Source organism: Mesorhizobium sp. CA12 (assembly GCF_020165255.1).
Classification (GTDB): Bacteria; Pseudomonadota; Alphaproteobacteria; order Rhizobiales; family Rhizobiaceae; genus Mesorhizobium.
This window is the reverse complement of the sequence record NZ_JAIUHT010000005.1, coordinates 43455-61266: the sequence shown is the minus strand read 5'-3', so window position 1 is coordinate 61266 and position 17812 is coordinate 43455. Positions and strand designations below refer to the sequence as shown.

The window sequence follows — 17812 nt, the reverse complement described above, 5'->3', positions numbered from 1 at the left end:
CGGGATGCCCCGATGCAAAGGCTGTCGCGAATCCGTTCGAAGAAACTGGAGATTGTGCAGTTGGCGGACAATCAGTCAAAGGCACGCATCCTGGCGGTCGATGATGACGAACGAAACCTGTTGGCGATCGAAGAAGTTCTCACTCCACTCGCGGAAGTCGTCGCTGTGCAATCCGGCGAGGAGGCTCTGCGCTGCCTCCTAAAGGAGGATTTCGCCGTTATCTTGCTGGATGTTTTGATGCCGGGCCTCGACGGCTACGAAACAGCCGCGTTGATCCGCCAGCGCGAACAGTCCAGACGAACCCCTCTCATCTTCCTCACGGCCATCAACAAGGAAGATGCTCATATGCTGCGTGGCTACGACGCCGGCGCAGTGGACTATATGTTTAAGCCCTTCGACCCCGCCATGCTGCGATCGAAAGTGGCTGTATTCGTCGAGCTTCACGAAAAGACGCTCGAGATCCAGCGCAATGCGGTCGCCGAACAGGCACTGCTGGCGAAAGCCTTGCAGGCCGAAAAGCAAAAGCTCGAGGCCGAACGATCGCTGCGCGGCGCCGAAGAACGGCAGGAGGCCATTCTTGGATCCTTGCCCGTCTGTTTTCACGCCAGGTTCGCCGAGCCGCCCTTTGCAGCCCGGTTTGTTTCAAAAGGTGTCGAACGTCTGACGGGATTCCCGCCTGAGCGACTGACGTCCGAGCCGCGGTTTGGGCTGAGCCGGGTGCATCCGGAAGATCTACCCAGGGTGCGGGAAGCTTTATTGGCGGCAAAGGTGACAGGCTCCTACACATGCGAGTTCCGCTGGCAGTGCGCCGATGGCAAATATCGTATCTTTCTCGACCAAGGAATCCTGTCGAAAGGTGTCGACGGACGCCGACCTGAAATCCTCGGCACTTTGCTTGACGTGACCGAGCGGCGTGAGCTCGAAAATCAACTTCTTCAGTCACAGCGCCTCGAAGCGGTCGGGAAACTTACCGGAGGGCTGGCACACGATTTCAACAATCTGCTTGCCGCGGTTCTGAGCGGACTAGGATTGCTCGAGAGGCAGCTTACGCTTGACGAGCAAGCAAAGAAGATCGTTGAACTCACTCGCCGCTCCGCGAAGCAAGGCGCCGAACTTGTCAACCGCATGCTTGCCTTTTCGCGGCGTCAGAATCTGAAGCCGACGGCAGTGCGGCTGGCCGCGCTGGAAGATACGATGAACGGCTTGGTGGCTCCCGTGCTCGGCGGCCTGATCCGCTTTGAGTGGGAGGTCGACAACTCCGTTTGGCCCGCGCATGTCGACGTCGGCCAATTGGAGTTGGCGTTGATGAATCTGGTGTTCAACGCGCGCGACGCGATGCCCTCCGGCGGGACAATTGCCGTGCAGGCGCAAAATCGGGTCATCAAAATACCTTCCGAAGACCTGGCGGCCGGAGAGTATGTAGTCCTCACCGTCAAGGACACCGGTGCCGGCATCCCGAAGGAGATTCTGACCAAGGTCGTCGAACCGTTTTTCACGACGAAGCCCGTCGGGAAAGGCACCGGGCTTGGTCTCAGCACGGTATACGGTTTCATGAAGCAATCGGGCGGCGCGCTTCGCATAGACAGCCTCGTCGGGCGCGGAACATCCATGGAGCTGTGGCTGCCGCGTTCAGCGGAGCAGCCTTCCGACAATGTGGCAGATCTGGATGGAGAGAGAGTCCTGGTCGAGACTGCAGGGAAGGCTTTCCCTTCGCTTCTATTGATTGACGACAGCAGCGGATTGCGGCAGCTGACCGCGGAATCGCTTCGGCAACACGGGTTTACAGTGACATGCGCAGCAGGGGGTGCCGAGGCGCTGGCAATTATTGAACGGACACCGCATGAGTTCGACGTGATTGTCACCGATTTCGCAATGCCGCTCGTGTCCGGAGTCGAGGTAATTCGCTTCGCGCGCAACCTGCGCTCCGATTGGCCAGCGGTTATGATAACCGGCTATGCCGACGCTGAGGCAATTTCAAACCGCCCATCGGACGTGCCATTGGTCAACAAGCCGTTCCGGGAAAAAGATCTCATCGAGAGCATCTTGCGGGTCAGCGCCTTGAAGCCAGTCGGCGGCCGGCCGACAGCCGGTTCCGGTTAGATCAAGACTTGGCAGTGGCCAACCGGTCTTTCGCGCCAGACGACCGCACCCACTGACGACTGAGCATTCGAGGGACTGCTGCTCATCCGTTGGCGGGCGGCACCTTGGCCGGCATGTGCCGGGCGAGATGAGCGATGAGTCAGCGCCAGAAATCCAGAACCTCCTCCGCAGCGGCGACTTCGACATGATGCGAATATCGCGTCGTGAACAGCTTGAGTATATTTTCGTAGGCTTCGTCCGATGTGCTGCAGATCGCATCCTCGACCAGGATCGTTCTGTAACCGAAGTCGATCGCTCCGAGCAGCGTCGCCAACACGCACATGTCGGCCTCGCCTCCGCTGACGATAAGCTCGGTCACACCTTCCGCCTGAAGGCTCCGGTGGAGCTCGCCGGTCAGCCAGGGAGAGTAAACGGACTTATCGAAAACGCGAGCCGGCGGCACGAAATCACGCAGTTCGGGCAGCAGCTCGAGGCTCCCCGGGCCGGCACATTCGATAGTCATCTGCGACCAGCGCTCATAGTATTGACGCCAATGGCCCTGGCCTTCGCCAGGTCTTCTCGCCGTTATGAACCTGGTGAAAATCGTTCGCTCCGGCCTGCCATCGACAAGCGAAAGCACCTTCGGCAGGATGGCGGGCAGCCACTCAACCGCCCATGGCCCAGGCGGCAAGAACATCATCTGCATGTCAACGCAAATGTGGACGGCTCGTGTTGAGATTGGCGTCATCGCGATCCAAACTTCCCTGCCGTGAAAGCTAAGCCTTTGTGTCACCCAATGCTTGCGCCGTCGGACCGGTGTCGACGCCCGTTTCGCGGCCGGCCTCGGCGAGGAGCGCGTCGGCGAGGTACTCTTTCAAGTCGCCGACCTCATCGCTGATTTCTTCCGCGAGGATGCCTTCCCGCTCCGCGTCCGCGATGCAAGCTCTCGCCAGTCTTTCTGCCGCGGCCTCCGGGGATGCTTCGGCGGCCGGTCTAACCGCATGGCCCTCGATCCACTCCTCGACGAAGTGTCCCGGTTTGTTGACGAGGATATCGACCTGGTCTGGGTTGACTTTAGGCGCAGGGAGAGTGTCGACCTTCATGACTTGAACTCCGGATTTGTGAATTACAAACGCGGACGCTTAAGCAAGGATGCATAGTCTCTGCCCCTCTCGAAGGACTGTGATCGTAATGTGAAGGAGAGCTGATGGCGCATTCGTCTGAAACGGCAAGAGCGTGGCCCGCCGTCTGAAACGGCAAGAGCGTGGCCCGCGCCTTTTTTTGGATTGCGGTTGGTTTCACTTACGCTTGCGGTCGAGACGCTTGAGTGATTCGCGCAGTTTGTCAGGAAGCCAGCGGTTTACGTGAAACAAAGGCAAGCTCCGTAGATATCGACGCATCGTTTCATTCGAGAATTGCCGCCTAAGAAGAGCGGCTGTGGATTTGTTGTCGCGTTTCTCGGCCATGGCTGCAGGTCAAACAAGAGGCGGCTTGCTTGATCAAAAACTTGTTCCACACTCCGTTGTTCCCCCCAGTTACAAACAGTGAAGGGTCCACTGCCGATTTGCGCCCCCGATTTTTGACGGCCCATGGGTAGGGATCCCACGTAACCTTGATCAATGGCCGGTCTTCTGATGTGGCGCCGCGACCGCCTTGCTCTGCGGCGATGCCTTCTCGCGCAGCCCGCGGAGCTTTGCAGGCAATCGAAGGCGGGAAAATCCCATCGCTGCTAGCTTTCGCTATGCTTCGTCAAAACGACTGCCTTCCTTGGAAGGATCCCGCGACAGCACACGTTCTTCCTCGTCGTCGGGCAAGGCTTCGTCGCTCTCCTGATAGGGGTTGTCGTCATCTTCTTCGGGGAGGACGCCTTGTGCTTCGGCATCGTCCTCCGGATCGCCGTTTATGGCGACGCTGCCAGGCGGCACCCGACCATTATCAAGAGCGTCCCAGTCCTGTTGTTCGATGCCGGGAGCTTCGGTTTCATCCCGCCTTGCGGCTCGCTGTTTGTCGCGCGGATCCATTTCTCGTCTCCAAGATAGGTGCGTCCGTGACGCGGGCTGTTCTAACCATAAACCGTTTGATGGGGTCGGTTGTTCCGGAGGGGCGCTGCTACGAGATCTGCTCGAACGTGCATTGGCGCGGCGCTTTTTCGGGCCGCCAGCGAATGAATCGAGTGCCATGCCGGAACCGCTCGCCCGTGACGTGGTCGAAGCGGACTTCCACGACCAGTTCCGGCCGCAACGGCTCCCATTCGCCGCTGCGCTCGGTGCTCCAGCGGCTCGGCCCGCCCGGCGCCTTGCCGGTGAAGCCGGACCCGCCACGCAGCGCCTCCAACTTCTTCGTGAGCGTGGCTCGTTCCTCGTTGGCGATTGTCGAGGTGAAGCCGACATGGTCAAGCAAGCCCCGTTCATTGTAGAGGCCAAGCAATAGCGATCCGACCTGCGACTTGCCGTTCAGATAACGGAAGCCGCCGACCACGCAGTCGGCAGTGCGCAGCCGCTTGACCTTGATCATCGCGCGCTCGCCCGGCTGATAGGGATCGTTCAGCCGCTTGGCGACGACGCCGTCGGTAGAGCCATGCCCGGCGTCCTCCAGCCATCGCCTGGCGGTCGCGAAACTGGTGGTGCAGGGCGAGAGCTGAAGAGCGTCTGTGTTTGCTTGCGCGACGAAGTCTTCAATTGCCGTGCGTCTTTGCGTCAATGCGACTTCGAGCAGCGATTTGCCGCCCGGCGCGACCAGCATATCGAACAAGATCAGCCGCGCCGGCGTCTCCACGCTCAGCTTGCGGATGCGGCTCTCGGCCGGATGAAGCCGCATCTGCAGCGCGTCGAAGGATGCGGCGCCGCCGATCTCGATGACGATTTCGCCGTCGACCACGAAATCCTTGGCTTCGAGGTTTTGCATCATTGCTGTGAGTTCGGGAAAGTAACGCCCAAGCGGCTTGCCCGACTTCGCCCTGAGATCGACCGTTTTGCGATTCTTGAAAGCGAGGCAGCGAAACCCATCCCATTTCGGTTCGAACTGCCAGACGCCTTTGTCCTGCGGCAGTTTTTCGTCGATCCGAGCCTCCATCGGGGATGTATCGAGGGGGAGAGGAAACGCGTCGGTCGCGGCCGCTGCCATCATCGGCCCTCAGGCGTCGAGATCGATCAAGGCGATGCCAAGGCCGGGGCGTTTGGTGCGCCGCAGGTGAACGGGCGATTCGGTCACCGTGACTTCGAGCGTAGGCTTGACGATGCCTTCAACAAGGTGGCCGCCGCGCGTCGATCCGTCGCTTAGACCCAGGACAGCATGGATGTGCAGGCTCGGTCTGCCGCCGTCGTCGACCGCGATGTCGCCAACAGCGCTCAGAACCTCGCATTGCTCGCCGACCGGGATCTTGCGGTAAGATTTCGAGCCGAAGTCGAACCAGCCAACAGTCGCCTTCTCGAATGCGCCGATCGCGGTCAGCGAGGCGCCGGCAATTCCTTGCTCGTCGGCGAAGTCGGACAGGGCAGCAAATGCTTCCTCGCCTGGGTCCAGCACAACCACGAATGTCCTTTGTCCAGAAGTCTGTGCGACCAGTTTCGATTTCATATCGGCCTGCCATCAGCATTGGTATTGGCCGTAGAACTCGAACCCGGCATGCATGTTCCCGCATGATGAGCATCTTCGAAGGACAGGATCACACTTCTGTGAGGCCTAGGATCCCGCGCGGGCCGGGCCGGAACAATGGCCTGAATGAATGGTTAGCCCCCGATGAGCAGCCAGCCAGGAGCGAGCCATGCCCCAGCCTTCCGTCCCATCCACGCTTGGCCTCAGCCGGCGCAATTTCATGACAGGCACAGTCTCGGCTGCCGCGGCACCATTACTCGTTTCGGCGGCGAAAGCCGAAGCGCCTGCCGCCGCTGGCGCGGAACTTCGCGAGCCAGTGGTGACGTCGATGCGGATCAACAAGCAGGCCTATGAGCTGTCGCTCGACACTAGAACCAGCCTGCTTGACGCCTTGCGGGATCATATCGGACTAACCGGCACCAAGAAGGGTTGCGACCATGGACAGTGCGGGGCGTGCACGGTTCTTGTCGATGGCAAACGCGTGCTCTCCTGTCTCAGTTTCGCGGTGATGAATGCCGGCAAGGATGTGACGACCGTCGAGGGGCTGGCATCCAGCGACGGTAAGCTGCATCCGATGCAGCAGGCCTTCATCGACCACGATGCCTTCCAGTGCGGCTACTGCACGCCGGGCCAAATCCTGTCGGCCATTGGTTGCATCAATGAAGGGCACGCAAAATCCGAAGACGACATTCGCGACTATATGAGCGGTAATATCTGCCGTTGCGCCGCCTATCCAAACATTGTTGCTGCCATCCTGCAGGCACGCGATCAGATGAAGGGAGCCTGATATGCGTCCCTTCGTCTACGAACAGCCGACCGACATTTCCGCGGCCGTCGCGATCGCATCCCGCTTCACGACCGAGGACGACCAGCCGACGCGAGCGAATGTGCAGTTCATCGCCGGGGGCACCAACCTTGCCGATTATATGAAGCTCGGCGTTGCCGAGCCGAACCGGCTGGTTGACCTCAACCGGCTCAAGGATCCAGGCCTCAGGCAAATCCGGGTGACCGACGATGGTATCCGCTTCGGGGCTCTGGTGCGGATGGGTGAGGCGGCAGATCACGCTGAGCTTAAGCGCGGCTATCCCGTTATTGCCGACAGCTTGCGGCTGGCCGCAAGCGGCCAGATCCGCAACATGGCAAGTCTCGCCGGCAATGTCCTGCAGCGCACGCGCTGCGAATATTTTCGCGAGACATCCTGGCACTGCAACAAGCGCGTGCCAGGGTCCGGCTGCGCTGCGATGGAGGGTTTCAACCGGCAGCATGCGGTGCTGGGCGGCAGCAATGCCTGCATCGCAACGTATCACGGCGACTTTGCCCAGGCGCTGATCGCGCTCGATGCCGTCGTGCGTGCCGAAGGCTCGCGTGGAGCGCGAAAGATACCGCTCGCCAAGCTGCATCGTCGGCCACGCGATACGCCTGAGATCGAGACCGATCTCGCTGCTGACGAGATCATCACCGCCATAGAAGTGCCGGCTGTGCCATGGGCGCGGCGCTCGCTTTATCTGAAGATCCGAGACCGCGAATCCTACGCGTTCGCGCTGGCTTCGGCGGCCGTTGCGCTCGACCTGGACGGCGACAACGTACGCGAGGCGCGCATTGCCTTGGGCGGTGTGGCGACCGTGCCGTGGCGTGCCAAAGCCGCGGAGGAAGCCCTGCAAGGAAAGACGCTCGACGAGGTTTCGGCGGGGGCGGCGGCGGATGCCGCCTTCGCCGGGGCCGAGCCGCGCCAGCACAACGCATTCAAGATCGAGCTCGGTAAGCGAACGCTGGTGCGCGCGCTGCTCGAAACCCGCGACATGAAGGTGTGACCATGGACACTGCCGCTCCGAGACCGAAAGAGAACCAGGGCCAACCGCTGCCGCGCGTCGATGCACGGCTTAAGGTCACCGGGCAGGCGCATTACCCAGCCGACCTGCCGACCGCCAACATCGCTTACGGCGCGCTGGCCACCAGCAGCATTGCCAAGGGCAAGGTAGCCAAGCTTAATCTCGACGACGCTCGTGCCGTGCCCGGGTTGCTCGACATCGTCACTTACGGCGATATGGACACTGTCGAGAAGCCGAAATTCGGCAATTCCGGCGCCACCTCGATCGGGCCGCTGCATGACCGGACGATCTTCCATGACGGCCAGATCATCGCGCTCGCGGTTGCCGAGACATTCGAAGCCGCCGAAGAGGCGGCGCAGTTGATCCGCGCCGAGTATGATGCGGAGACGCCCACGGCGAGCTTCGACAGTCCGGGCACGGCAACCATTCCTGCCGCCGGCAAGAGTCCTCTGTTCAAGGAAGACGTGAAGGCCGGCGACTTCGATGCCGCCTATAGAGAGGCCGCGGTGAAGATCGACGCGCGCTATTCGACGCCCACGCAGCACCACAATCCGATCGAGCTGTTCTCAACCACCGCCTTCTGGGAGGGCGACCAACTGATCGTCCACGAGCCGTCGCAAAACGTGACCGGCTGGAAGGTCGAGCTTGCCAGGCAATTGAAGATCGATCCCGCTAAGGTGCGCATCGTCAGCCCCTTCATCGGCGGCGCCTTCGGTTCCAAGGGACCGATGACGCCGCGCACGGCCATCGTCGCGGTTGCCGCCAGGCGGCTCGGCCGACCGGTGCGTTGCGTGACCAGCCGGATGCAGGCCTTCGGCACCCAGACCTATAGGGCGGAGACAAGGCACCGCATCCGGATCGGCGCAGGCAAGGACGGCCGCATCACTGCTTTCGCGCATGAAGGCTGGGAGGTCACCTCGCGGCCGGACTCCTATGTCGTGGGCGGCACGTCGGCAACCGGCCGCATGTATGCTTACGGTTCTGTGCTGACACATGTCTCGCTGGTGCAGGCGGACCGCAACACGCCCGGCTATATGCGCTCGCCGCCCGAGACGCCTTATGTCTATGCGCTGGAAAACGCCATGGACGAAATGGCGGTAGCGCTCGGCATGGACCCGGTGGAATTCCGCCGGATCAATGAACCGAAGACAGAGCCGATCGGCAAGAAGCCGTTCTCCAGCCGCTCTCTGATCCAGTGCTATGACCAAGCGGCCGAGGCTTTTGGCTGGGCGAAGCGGGACCCGAAAGTGGGAGCGATGCGCGACGGCGACTGGCTGGTCGGCATGGGCTGCGCGACGGCGATTTATCCAACCGCAGTCGCGCCATGCGCGGCACGGGTGCGCCTGACCGTCGATGGCGATGTGCGGCTGCAATGCGGTTCGCACGAGATCGGAACCGGCGTGCGCACCGTCGCCGGTCAGATGGCGTCGGAACGTCTCGGCGTCAGCATCGATCGGATCAGCGTCGAAATGGGCGACAGCAGCCTGCCTCCCGCTCCTGTCTCGGGCGGCTCGATCTCCACCGCGAGCGTCTGCTCGGCAGTGCTGAAGGCCTGCGACGCCATCCGCACCAAGCTCTATGCCGGCGCGACCGCCGAGGGCGGTCCGCTGGCGGGCTCTCACAACGAGGAACTCGACCTCGCCGACGGAAAGATCGTGGCCAAGGGCGGCGCTTCGGCAAAGATCGAAGATGTCCTGAAGACCATGCAGGTCGGCGCGATCGAGGAATATGCCGAGTTCGCGCCCAAGGGTGCGACGCCCGAAGCGCTGAAGAAGCTCTATGCCGGCATGCCGGAATTCCACGGTGGCGAGCAGGATGAGGATTCGGTGAAATACGCCTTCGGCGCCGAGTTCGTCGAAGTCCGCATCAACCGCTACACGAGGGAGATCCGCGTGCCGCGCATCGTCGGCGCGTTCGCGGCCGGCCGCATCATGAACACGCGCACCGCGCGCAGCCAACTGATGGGCGGCATGATCTGGGGCATCGGCCAGGCGCTGCATGAAGCGACGGAAGTCGACAGCCGCTATGCCCGCTATGTCAACCGCGACCTGCAGGACTATCTTGTGCCGGTGAATGCCGACATCAAGGACCTGCAGGTGATCCTGGTTCCGGAAGTCGACCACGCGGTCAACCCGGCCGGCGTGAAGGGCTTGGGCGAACTGGGCAATGTCGGCACGGCCGCGGCTGTTGCCAGCGCAGTCTACCATGCCACCGGCAAACGCATCCGCGATTTGCCGATCAGGATCGAGCAGTTGCTCGCTTGAGCATGCCTGCGATGCATGCGCATTTTCTCTAATAGGGCGAAACCCATGTTTCACCTTGGGGTGTGGATGCTGCCCATCGCGGGTATCCCTCTGATCCTCATTCTGATCTGGATGTATTTCCTCGCCAGGCGCCGAAGCCGGCGGCCGGCGGAGCGGAAGGGCGGTCCGTCACAGCCGACGGGGCGGCGTCGCAACGACCTGAAGCGCTGAAGTCTTTAGCCCGGGTGGCCGATCTCTGTCACCCGGTCGGCAAAGCGTGGGCGATGATTTCGTGCCGACCTTGGTTTCCGTGAAGTGGCGGCCGCCGAACGCATGGGAGCGGCGGGGGTTGCGGATTAAATCCGCGACCTGTTCCCGGTTGCAGTCACCATTCTGTGATTCCGACGCGGGCGCGGAACCTTGGCGGCGAAAGCACCGTTAGGGGGCGTCAACTCTGGGTTTGCCTTCAGCAGAATCGGCGAGGGGATGCCGCAAATCTTCTCGAAAAACGCCAATGGCGTTGCGCGCTTTGTCATCTGGGGAAGTTGTGCGGTTCTGTTGATCGCAGCCGCGATCGGGACAATCCTTCCCCGTTCGGACCTGGTAACGGGAGTAGGTGAGCCATTGGCGCAGCCGGTGCCGTTCAGTCACAAGCACCATGTCGGCCAGCTCGGCATCGACTGCCGCTATTGTCACAATGGCGTCGAGACCTCGTCTTCGGCGGGTTTGCCGGCGACCGAAGTCTGCATGACCTGCCATTCGCAGCTTTTCACCAATGCCGGCATGCTGGCGCCGGTGCGTGCAAGCCTGGCCGGCGGCAAGCCGATCGAATGGCAGCGCGTCAACGGCGTGCCGGATTTCGTCTTCTTCAATCATGCGATCCACATCAACAAAGGCGTCGCCTGCGAGACCTGCCATGGCGAGGTCGACCAGATGCCGCTGACGATGCGGGCGCGCACACTGAGCATGGAGTGGTGCCTCGGCTGTCATCGCAACCCGGAGCCGAATTTACGTCCCCTGCAGGACGTGTTCCTGATGCACTGGCAGCCGCCCGCGGACATCGCTGAGATCAGGCGGCAGCTGATCGGCGTGCTCGACATCCATCCCGAGACGATGACGGATTGCTATGTCTGCCATCGCTGACCGGCCTGGTTCCGCCATCGACATCGAGGCTCTGCGCAAGCGGCTGGCGCATGGCGGTGAAATGTGGCGCAGCCTCGACGAGATCGCCGGCGCTGCCGAATTTCGCCGCTTCGTCGAGGCCGAGTTCCCGGCAATCGCGGAACGCCTGCCGGCAAAGCCGAACCGGCGCACGCTGCTGAAGCTGATGGGCGCCTCGCTGTCGCTTGCCGGGCTGGTCGCCTGCGGCAGGGCGGAAAACATCGTGCCCTATGTGCGCCAGCCGGAAATCCTGGTCCCCGGCAAGCCTGTCTACTATGCGACGACGCTGTCGAGTGACGGCTTCGGTATCGGCGCCATCGTCGAAAGCCATGAAGGGCGGCCGACCAAGATCGAAGGCAATCCCGACCATCCGGCCTCGCGCGGCGCCACCGACGCGGTAATGCAGGCAGCCGTGCTGACGCTGTTCGACCCGGACCGTTCACGCACGCCGCTCAAGGATGGCCAGCCGGCATCGTACGGCGATTTCCTGAAGACAATGGCGGGGCTCGTTTCGCGATGGACGGCATCGCAAGGGCAGGGCGGGGCGTTGCTGGTTGAAGCGACCACCTCGCCGACGTTCGCGGCTCAGATCGATGCGCTACGGGCTCGCTATCCGAAACTGAAAATCTACCACCACGACCCGTTGGCGATGCCGGCCGCGATGGAGGCGTCGCGTGCCCTGTTCCGGTCGGCGCTGACGCCGGTCTATCGCTTTGATCGTGCTGAAACGATCGTCAGCCTCGACGCCGATTTCCTCGGCGAAGGACCGGGGCGGCTCGCCTATGCGCGCGACTTTGCTGCGCGGCGACGTGTACGCGATCCGTCCGACCGGATGAGCCGGCTCTATGCGGTGGAGTCGACGCCGACAATCACCGGAGCCGCCGCCGATCACCGGCTTGCGATCAAGCCAAGCGACGTCGAAGCCGTGGCTGCCGGATTGAACGCGGCGTTGACCGGCAAAACCGGAGCTTCCGGCTCGCCGGCCGACCAGGCCTTGATGACGGTGCTGGTCGACGACCTGAAAGCGGCAGGTCGCAATGCGCTGGTCATTGCTGGAGCGCAGCAGAGCGCCTTCGTTCACGCCGCCGCGTTTGCCGCCAATGCGAAGCCTGGCGCGCTTGGCAACACGGTCGAGCTGATCGAGGCGCCGGATGCGCTGTCGGTCGACGGCGATCTCGGAGCGCTGCGCGAGGCAATCGGCGATGGGGCTGTGGACACCGTGGTGGCGCTGGGTGCAAACCCGCTGCACACCGGCCCGGCAAACCTCGATATGCGCAAGGCTTTTTCGGGACTGAAGCTGCTAGTCCATCACGGCCTCTACCGCGACGAGACGGCGTTCCTGGCGCATTGGCATGTGCCCGCGGCGCATGAGCTCGAGAGCTGGAGCGACATCCGCGCCTATGAAGGCAGCACCTCCCTGGTCCAGCCGCTGATCAAGCCGCTTTACGACAGCAAGACCGCGCATCAGCTTCTTGCCGTGCTTGGCGGCGGGTTCGAGGCCGATCCGCTTTCGCTTATCCGGCAGCATTGGACGCAACTCGATGATGATGCCTGGAGAAAGGCTCTGCGCGACGGCGTCATGGCGGACAGTGCTGCCAAGCCGGTATCCGTCACAGTGCCGCCGGACCTGGCGGGACTGAAGCCGGCAGCAAAGGCAGACAGCGGCATCGATGTCCGTTTCGTCGCGGATCCCTGGTTGCGCGACGGCCGTTTCGCCAACGCCTCATGGCTGCAGGAACTGCCGCGACCCTTGACGAAGATTGTGTGGGGCAACGCTGCGCTCGTCTCGCCCGCCACCGCCGAGCGATTGAAGGTCGGAAATGGCGAGGTCGTCAATATCGCCTCCAATGGGGCGGATGTCGATGCACCTGCCTGGATCGTGCCCGGTCACCCGGACGAGACGATAACGCTGTCCTTCGGCTTCGGACGAAAGGTCGGTTCCGTTGCTGCGCTATCGCAAGGCTACGACGCCTTCCATTTGCGCCGTGGCTCGGAATGGTTCGCGACCGGCGCGGCCATCGCGCCGCGCGGACACAGCATGCGGGTCATCACCACGCAGCATCACCAGGCGATGGAAGGCCGCGCCATCGTGCGCCACGCGTCGCTCGATGCATTCCGAGAGAACCCGGATTTCGTGCGCAAGAATGCGCCGCCGTCGCCGACGGGATCGCTCTATCCCGACTGGCCTTACAATCAGGAAGCCTGGGCGATGGCGATCGACCTCTCGGCCTGTATCGGCTGCATGGCCTGCGTCTCGGCCTGCCAGGCGGAGAACAACATCGCGCCGGTCGGGCCCGAGGAATGCGAGCGCGGCCACGAGATGCACTGGCTGCGGGTCGACCGCTACTATGCCGGGCCGGTCGATGCGCCCGACACTTTCTTCCAGCCGGTGCCCTGCATGCATTGCGAAAAGGCGCCGTGCGAAGTGGTGTGTCCAGTCAACGCCACCGTGCATACGCATGATGGGCTGAACGCGCAGGTCTATAACCGCTGCATCGGCACGCGCTATTGCTCGCAGAATTGCCCCTACAAGGTTCGGCGCTTCAACTTCCTCGACCATCAATCCTTCGACAAGGATGAAGCCGGGCCGGAACAGGGCGTGCACAACCCGAATGTCAGCGTGCGCTCGCGCGGCGTCATGGAGAAATGCACCTATTGCGTCCAGCGCATCAGCGCCAAGCGCATCCAGGCGCAGATCGAGAACCGCGACATCACCGACGGCGAAGTTGTCACCGCCTGCCAGCAGGCTTGCCCGACGCAAGCCATCACCTTCGGCGATCGCAACAAGAAAGATGCAAAGGTCGTTCGCGAGAAGAGCGCGCCGCAGAATTACGCGCTGCTGGAGGAGCTGAACACACGGCCGCGCACCACCTATCTCGGCAAGATCTCCAATCCGAACGGCAAGCTTGCCAAGCCGGGCGAGGCGACCGATGGCTGAAGCGAGCGCGAAAAGCCCGGCTGTCCTGCGCGGTCGTCACGATTTTCCCGAGATCAGCGGCCGCATCGGCTCCATTGTGCTCAACGGCCGCCTGCCGCGCCATTTCTGGACTGCGTTCCTGCTCTGTTTCCTGCTGGTTTTGCTGCTGCTCTATTCGATCACCTATCTCATCGCGGTCGGCGTCGGCGGCCTCGGCATCAACATGCCGGTGGTCTGGGGCACGATGATCTCCAACTTCGTCTGGTGGATCGGCATCGGTCATGCCGGCACGCTGATCTCGGCGGTGCTGTTGCTGCTGCGCCAACCCTGGCGCGCCTCGATCAACCGCTTCGCAGAGGCCATGACGCTGTTTGCCGTCGCCATGGCCGGCCTATTTCCGATCCTGCATCTTGGGCGACCGTGGTTCTTCTACTGGCTGCTGCCGCTGCCCAATGTGCATATGCACTGGCCGCAATGGCGCAGCCCGCTGGTCTGGGACTTCGCGGCGATCGCCACCTACGCGACCGTTTCGCTGCTGTTCTGGTATATGGGGCTGCTGCCGGATCTTGCAGTGCTGCGCGACCGCGCCAGGTCGAGACCGGCGCAGCTCTTCTACGGCATATTGGCGCTCGGCTGGCGCGGCTCGGCCTATCATTGGGCGCGCTACCAGGTTGTCTATTTCCTGCTCGCGGCCTTGGCCACGCCGCTGGTCGTTTCGGTGCATTCGATCGTCTCGCTCGATTTCACCTTCGCGATCACGCCCGGCTACCACTCGACGATCTTCCCGCCCTATTTCGTCGCCGGCGCGTTGCTCTCCGGCTTCGCCATGGTGCTCACCATCGCCATCCCCTTGCGGTGGGCCTTCTCGGTCAAGGACCTGATCACGCTAAAGCACATGGACAATGCCGCCAAGCTGATGATCGCTGCCGGGATGGTCGTCGCCTATGGCTATCTCTCGGAAGCATTCTTCGCCTGGTATTCGGGCGAGCCCTACGAGCGAACCATGATGGCGCAGCGCGCGCTGGGTCCCTATGCGCCGCTGTTCTGGATAATGCTGAGCCTGAACTGCGGCGTGCTGCAATTGCTGTGGTTCAGACGCATCCGCCGCAACATGCCGCTGCTGTTCGCGATCGCCGTCGCCATCAATGTCGGCATGTGGATCGAGCGCTACATCATCGTCGTGACGGGGCCGAGCCGCGACTACCTGCCGTCTGCCTGGGGCGAGCAGTCGCTGGCCTGGCTCGATTTCGGCATCCTGTTCGGTTCGATCGGCACCTTCTTCGCGCTCGTCTTCCTGTTCATCCGCATCCTGCCGGCGATCACCATCTTCGAGGTCGAGGAACTGGCCGAAGAGGAGGGCAAGATCCGATGAGCCTCTACGGTCTCATGGCGGTGTTTGCCGGTCCCGAAGCGCTCATCGCGGCGGCGCGCGGCATGCGCGAGCGCGGCTATCGGCGCATGGATGCGTTCTCGCCGTTTCCGATGAACGACCTGGAAGGGATATTGGAGATACCGAAGACGCGCCTGCCCTGGGCGGTGCTCGCCGGCGGCATTGCCGGCGCGGCTCTCGTTTATGCGCTGATCTGGTACTCTGTCGAAGTCGACTATCCCATCAATGTCGGCGGCCGGCCGCTGCATTCCTGGCCGCCTTTCGTCATCATCGCGTTCGAGGCCGGCATTCTCGGCGCCGCCTTCGCGGGCTTCCTGGGCGTGCTCGCGGCCAATGGGCTGCCCCGCTATCATCATCCGGTCTTCAACGCCGAGAGCTTCAGCTACGCGCGCGGCGGCAAGTTCTATCTGCTGATCGAAACGGCCGATCCCAAATACCGCAAGGGCGTGACCAGGGGCCAGCTGACACGGCTCGGCGCCGAGATGGTCGAGGAGGTCGAGGCGTGAGGCGCCTCGGCCTCACGCTAATGTTGGGTGCGCTGGGCGTCGCCGGCTGCCGGCAGGATATGGAGGACCAGCCGCGCTACGATCCGCTGGAGGCCAGCAACCAGTTCCCCGACGGCATGTCGGCGCGGACACCGGTGACTGGCACCGTCGCGCGCGACGCCGATCTGACGCCGGTCCCGGACAAAATCCCCTATCCGATCACGATCGAGCTTCTGCAGCGCGGACGACAGCGTTTCGACATCTTCTGCTCGCCCTGTCACGGCCGCACCGGCGATGGTCACGGCATAATCGTCCAGCGCGGCTTTCCGGCGCCGCCGAGCTACCACCAGGAAGCCCTGCGCAAGGCCTCGGACCGGCACTTCTACGACGTCATCACCAACGGCTATGGCGCCATGTATTCTTATGCAGCCAGGGTGCCGCCGCAGGACCGCTGGGCGATCATCGCCTACATCCGCGCGCTGCAATATTCGCGGGCCGCGCCGGTCGCCGAACTTCCGCAAAGCATGCGCGCGCGGCTCGAAGCGGAGGCCTCGCCATGAGCCGCCTCGAGCAAGGCTTTCTGTCGGCGGGCGCCGCAGGACTTGTCGTCTGCGGTCTGGGCGTATCGCTCGATGCCAAAGCGATGCTGAGCGCCTGGCTCCCCGCAATTCTCTTCGCGCTCAGCCTGCCGCTCGGCGCGCTGACCATACTGATGGTGCACGGGCTGACCGGCGGGCGCTGGGGAGAAGCGGTCCGCCAGCCGCTCCGCACCATGACGGCCCTGCTGCCGCTGGCGTTGGTTTCCCTCGTGCCCGTCCTGATAAGGCTCGACCTCGTCTTTCCGTGGGTCGGCGCCGACACAGCGAAACTGCAGGAGACTGTCCATGAAAAGCTTGTCTATCTCAACCTGCCGTTCTTCCTGCTGCGCTTTGCGGTTTGCGCGGCGATCTGGCTCGTCCTTACCTGGATAGTGCTCGGCACGACCGAGGCCCCGGTCAATTCGAATGAACACAACGGCAAGAAATTCGCCCTTGGCCTCGTTCTCCACGCGCTTGCCGTCAGCGTCTTTGCCATCGACTGGATGCTGTCGCTCGAGCCTGAATTCACCTCGACCATCTATGCGCTTTGCGAAGCTTCGGCCGAGGTGGTCGGGGCATTCGCCCTGGCAATCCTGGTGCTGGCGGCAAGGCGGGCGGTGGAGGTCATGCCCGGTGGCGAGGAAGACGTCGCGCTCAGCGAGGATCTTGCCAACATGCTGCTCGGCTTCCTGCTGACCTGGATCTATCTCATGTTCATGCAGTGGGTCGTCGTCTGGGGCGGCGACCTGCCCGACGAGATCCGCTGGTATGGCATGCGCTCCGCGGGCGGCTGGCTATATCTTCTTTGGCTGCTGATTGCCTTGCACGTCGCGGCTTTCGCAGGCCTGCTCAGCCGAAGGCTGAAGCGCAGCCATCGCGGCCTTGTCTGGCTCGCCGCTGTCGCTCTGGCCGGCCATTTCATCGACATCTTCTGGCGAATCCGGCCACCGCTCTTTGCCGGCGGCGTCCTGGCATTGTGGCATGATGCGGCCGCCTGGATGGGATTGGGAGGACTATGGCTCGCGCTGTTCCTTTTCCTGCTCCGCCGGCCGGACAGGATCGTCTGGTGGAAACGGGAGGTCGCCCATGGCTAAGGCGCGCCGTCACCCCGAAACGCGCGATGTCCAGCCGCGTGTGCTGCTCGCCTTCGGCGGCGGGCTGCTGCTGTTCATCGCTTTAGCCGCGATCGGCGTGAAGCTCATCTTCAACACCGCGCCGACCTGGCTGCCGCTTCCGACGGACACCAGTCCGGAAGGCCCCGGCTTGCAGACCGCGCCAAGGCAGGATTTGGCCGCTTTCCGCGCCGAAGAGGATCGCCAGCTCAAGACGCTTGGCTGGGTCGATCGCAAGGCCGGCATCGCCCGCATCCCGATCGATGACGCCATGTGGGCGGTGGTCAGCCACGGCCTGCCGGATTGGTCGCGACCGACGGCAGCGGCCACGGAGCCTGATTGCGCCCTGCTCACGGCGGCGGTTCCCCGTGCGCTGCGGGCCCGGAATTGCCGACAGCAAGGCGAGACAGAGCGATGAGAAGCT

General features: G+C 62.9%; 16 protein-coding genes. 11 read left to right on the top strand and 5 right to left on the bottom strand.

What is annotated here, in order from left to right; translation table 11 throughout:
• Nucleotides 1-12: 12 nt before the first annotated feature.
• On the top strand, nt 13-2100 hold the full coding sequence (locus LB520_RS10670; protein WP_224637472.1) for a response regulator: 2088 nt from the start codon (nt 13-15) through the stop codon (nt 2098-2100).
• Between the two features lie 139 nt (nt 2101-2239).
• On the opposite strand, the gene LB520_RS10665 is transcribed toward LB520_RS10670, so the two are convergent.
• The 5 genes from LB520_RS10665 to LB520_RS10645 all read right to left on the bottom strand — a co-directional run bounded on the left by LB520_RS10665 (nt 2240) and on the right by LB520_RS10645 (nt 5655).
• The gene (locus LB520_RS10665) at nt 2240-2827 is read right to left on the bottom strand and encodes a cysteine hydrolase family protein (protein WP_140839082.1); all 588 of its coding nucleotides are present in this window, start codon (nt 2825-2827) and stop codon (nt 2240-2242) included.
• Between the two features lie 28 nt (nt 2828-2855).
• The gene (locus tag LB520_RS10660; protein ID WP_224637471.1) at nt 2856-3182 is read right to left on the bottom strand and encodes a hypothetical protein; all 327 of its coding nucleotides are present in this window, start codon (nt 3180-3182) and stop codon (nt 2856-2858) included.
• A 636-nt stretch (nt 3183-3818) separates the two neighbouring features.
• A complete protein-coding gene (locus LB520_RS10655; protein WP_140542987.1) occupies nt 3819-4100 on the bottom strand; it encodes a hypothetical protein in 282 nt (93 codons plus the stop codon).
• A gap of 88 nt (nt 4101-4188) precedes the next feature.
• Nucleotides 4189-5202, bottom strand: coding sequence for an ATP-dependent DNA ligase (locus LB520_RS10650; protein ID WP_224637627.1), 1014 nt, complete (start codon nt 5200-5202; stop codon nt 4189-4191).
• 9 nt (nt 5203-5211) lie between these two features.
• Nucleotides 5212-5655 (bottom strand): PPC domain-containing DNA-binding protein, encoded by a 444-nt coding sequence (locus tag LB520_RS10645; RefSeq protein WP_095768692.1) that lies wholly within the window; start codon nt 5653-5655, stop codon nt 5212-5214.
• 238 nt (nt 5656-5893) lie between these two features.
• Here LB520_RS10645 and LB520_RS10640 point away from each other — a divergent pair, with 238 nt between their 5' ends.
• The 10 genes from LB520_RS10640 to LB520_RS10595 all read left to right on the top strand — a co-directional run bounded on the left by LB520_RS10640 (nt 5894) and on the right by LB520_RS10595 (nt 17806).
• Complete coding sequence (locus LB520_RS10640; protein WP_411969878.1) at nt 5894-6460, top strand: (2Fe-2S)-binding protein; 567 nt, start codon at nt 5894-5896, stop codon at nt 6458-6460.
• Nucleotide 6461: 1 nt separating this feature from the next.
• Nucleotides 6462-7484, top strand: a complete 1023-nt coding sequence (locus tag LB520_RS10635) for an FAD binding domain-containing protein (RefSeq protein WP_224637469.1) — start codon at nt 6462-6464, stop codon at nt 7482-7484.
• Nucleotides 7485-7486: 2 nt separating this feature from the next.
• Complete coding sequence (locus LB520_RS10630; RefSeq protein WP_224637468.1) at nt 7487-9766, top strand: xanthine dehydrogenase family protein molybdopterin-binding subunit; 2280 nt, start codon at nt 7487-7489, stop codon at nt 9764-9766.
• A gap of 465 nt (nt 9767-10231) precedes the next feature.
• Nucleotides 10232-10888, top strand: a complete 657-nt coding sequence (locus tag LB520_RS10625) for a cytochrome c3 family protein (RefSeq protein ID WP_411969877.1) — start codon at nt 10232-10234, stop codon at nt 10886-10888.
• Nucleotides 10872-13844: a TAT-variant-translocated molybdopterin oxidoreductase gene (locus tag LB520_RS10620; protein WP_224637466.1), complete on the top strand. Its 2973-nt coding sequence runs from the start codon at nt 10872-10874 to the stop codon at nt 13842-13844. Before LB520_RS10625 ends, LB520_RS10620 begins: the two co-directional genes overlap by 17 nt.
• Nucleotides 13837-15195 carry an NrfD/PsrC family molybdoenzyme membrane anchor subunit gene (gene nrfD / locus LB520_RS10615; RefSeq protein WP_224637465.1) on the top strand — a complete coding sequence of 453 codons (1359 nt, stop codon included), beginning with the start codon at nt 13837-13839 and terminating at the stop codon, nt 15193-15195. The genes LB520_RS10620 and nrfD overlap by 8 nt, the downstream gene beginning before the upstream one ends.
• Nucleotides 15192-15719: a DUF3341 domain-containing protein gene (locus LB520_RS10610; RefSeq protein ID WP_224637464.1), complete on the top strand. Its 528-nt coding sequence runs from the start codon at nt 15192-15194 to the stop codon at nt 15717-15719. Before nrfD ends, LB520_RS10610 begins: the two co-directional genes overlap by 4 nt.
• Before the next feature lie 20 nt (nt 15720-15739).
• On the top strand, nt 15740-16258 hold the full coding sequence (locus tag LB520_RS10605; protein WP_263483690.1) for a c-type cytochrome: 519 nt from the start codon (nt 15740-15742) through the stop codon (nt 16256-16258).
• A complete protein-coding gene (locus LB520_RS10600; RefSeq protein ID WP_224637462.1) occupies nt 16255-17370 on the top strand; it encodes a hypothetical protein in 1116 nt (371 codons plus the stop codon). The genes LB520_RS10605 and LB520_RS10600 overlap by 4 nt, the downstream gene beginning before the upstream one ends.
• A complete protein-coding gene (locus LB520_RS10595; RefSeq protein WP_224637461.1) occupies nt 17363-17806 on the top strand; it encodes a hypothetical protein in 444 nt (147 codons plus the stop codon). The genes LB520_RS10600 and LB520_RS10595 overlap by 8 nt, the downstream gene beginning before the upstream one ends.
• Nucleotides 17807-17812: the final 6 nt, after the last annotated feature.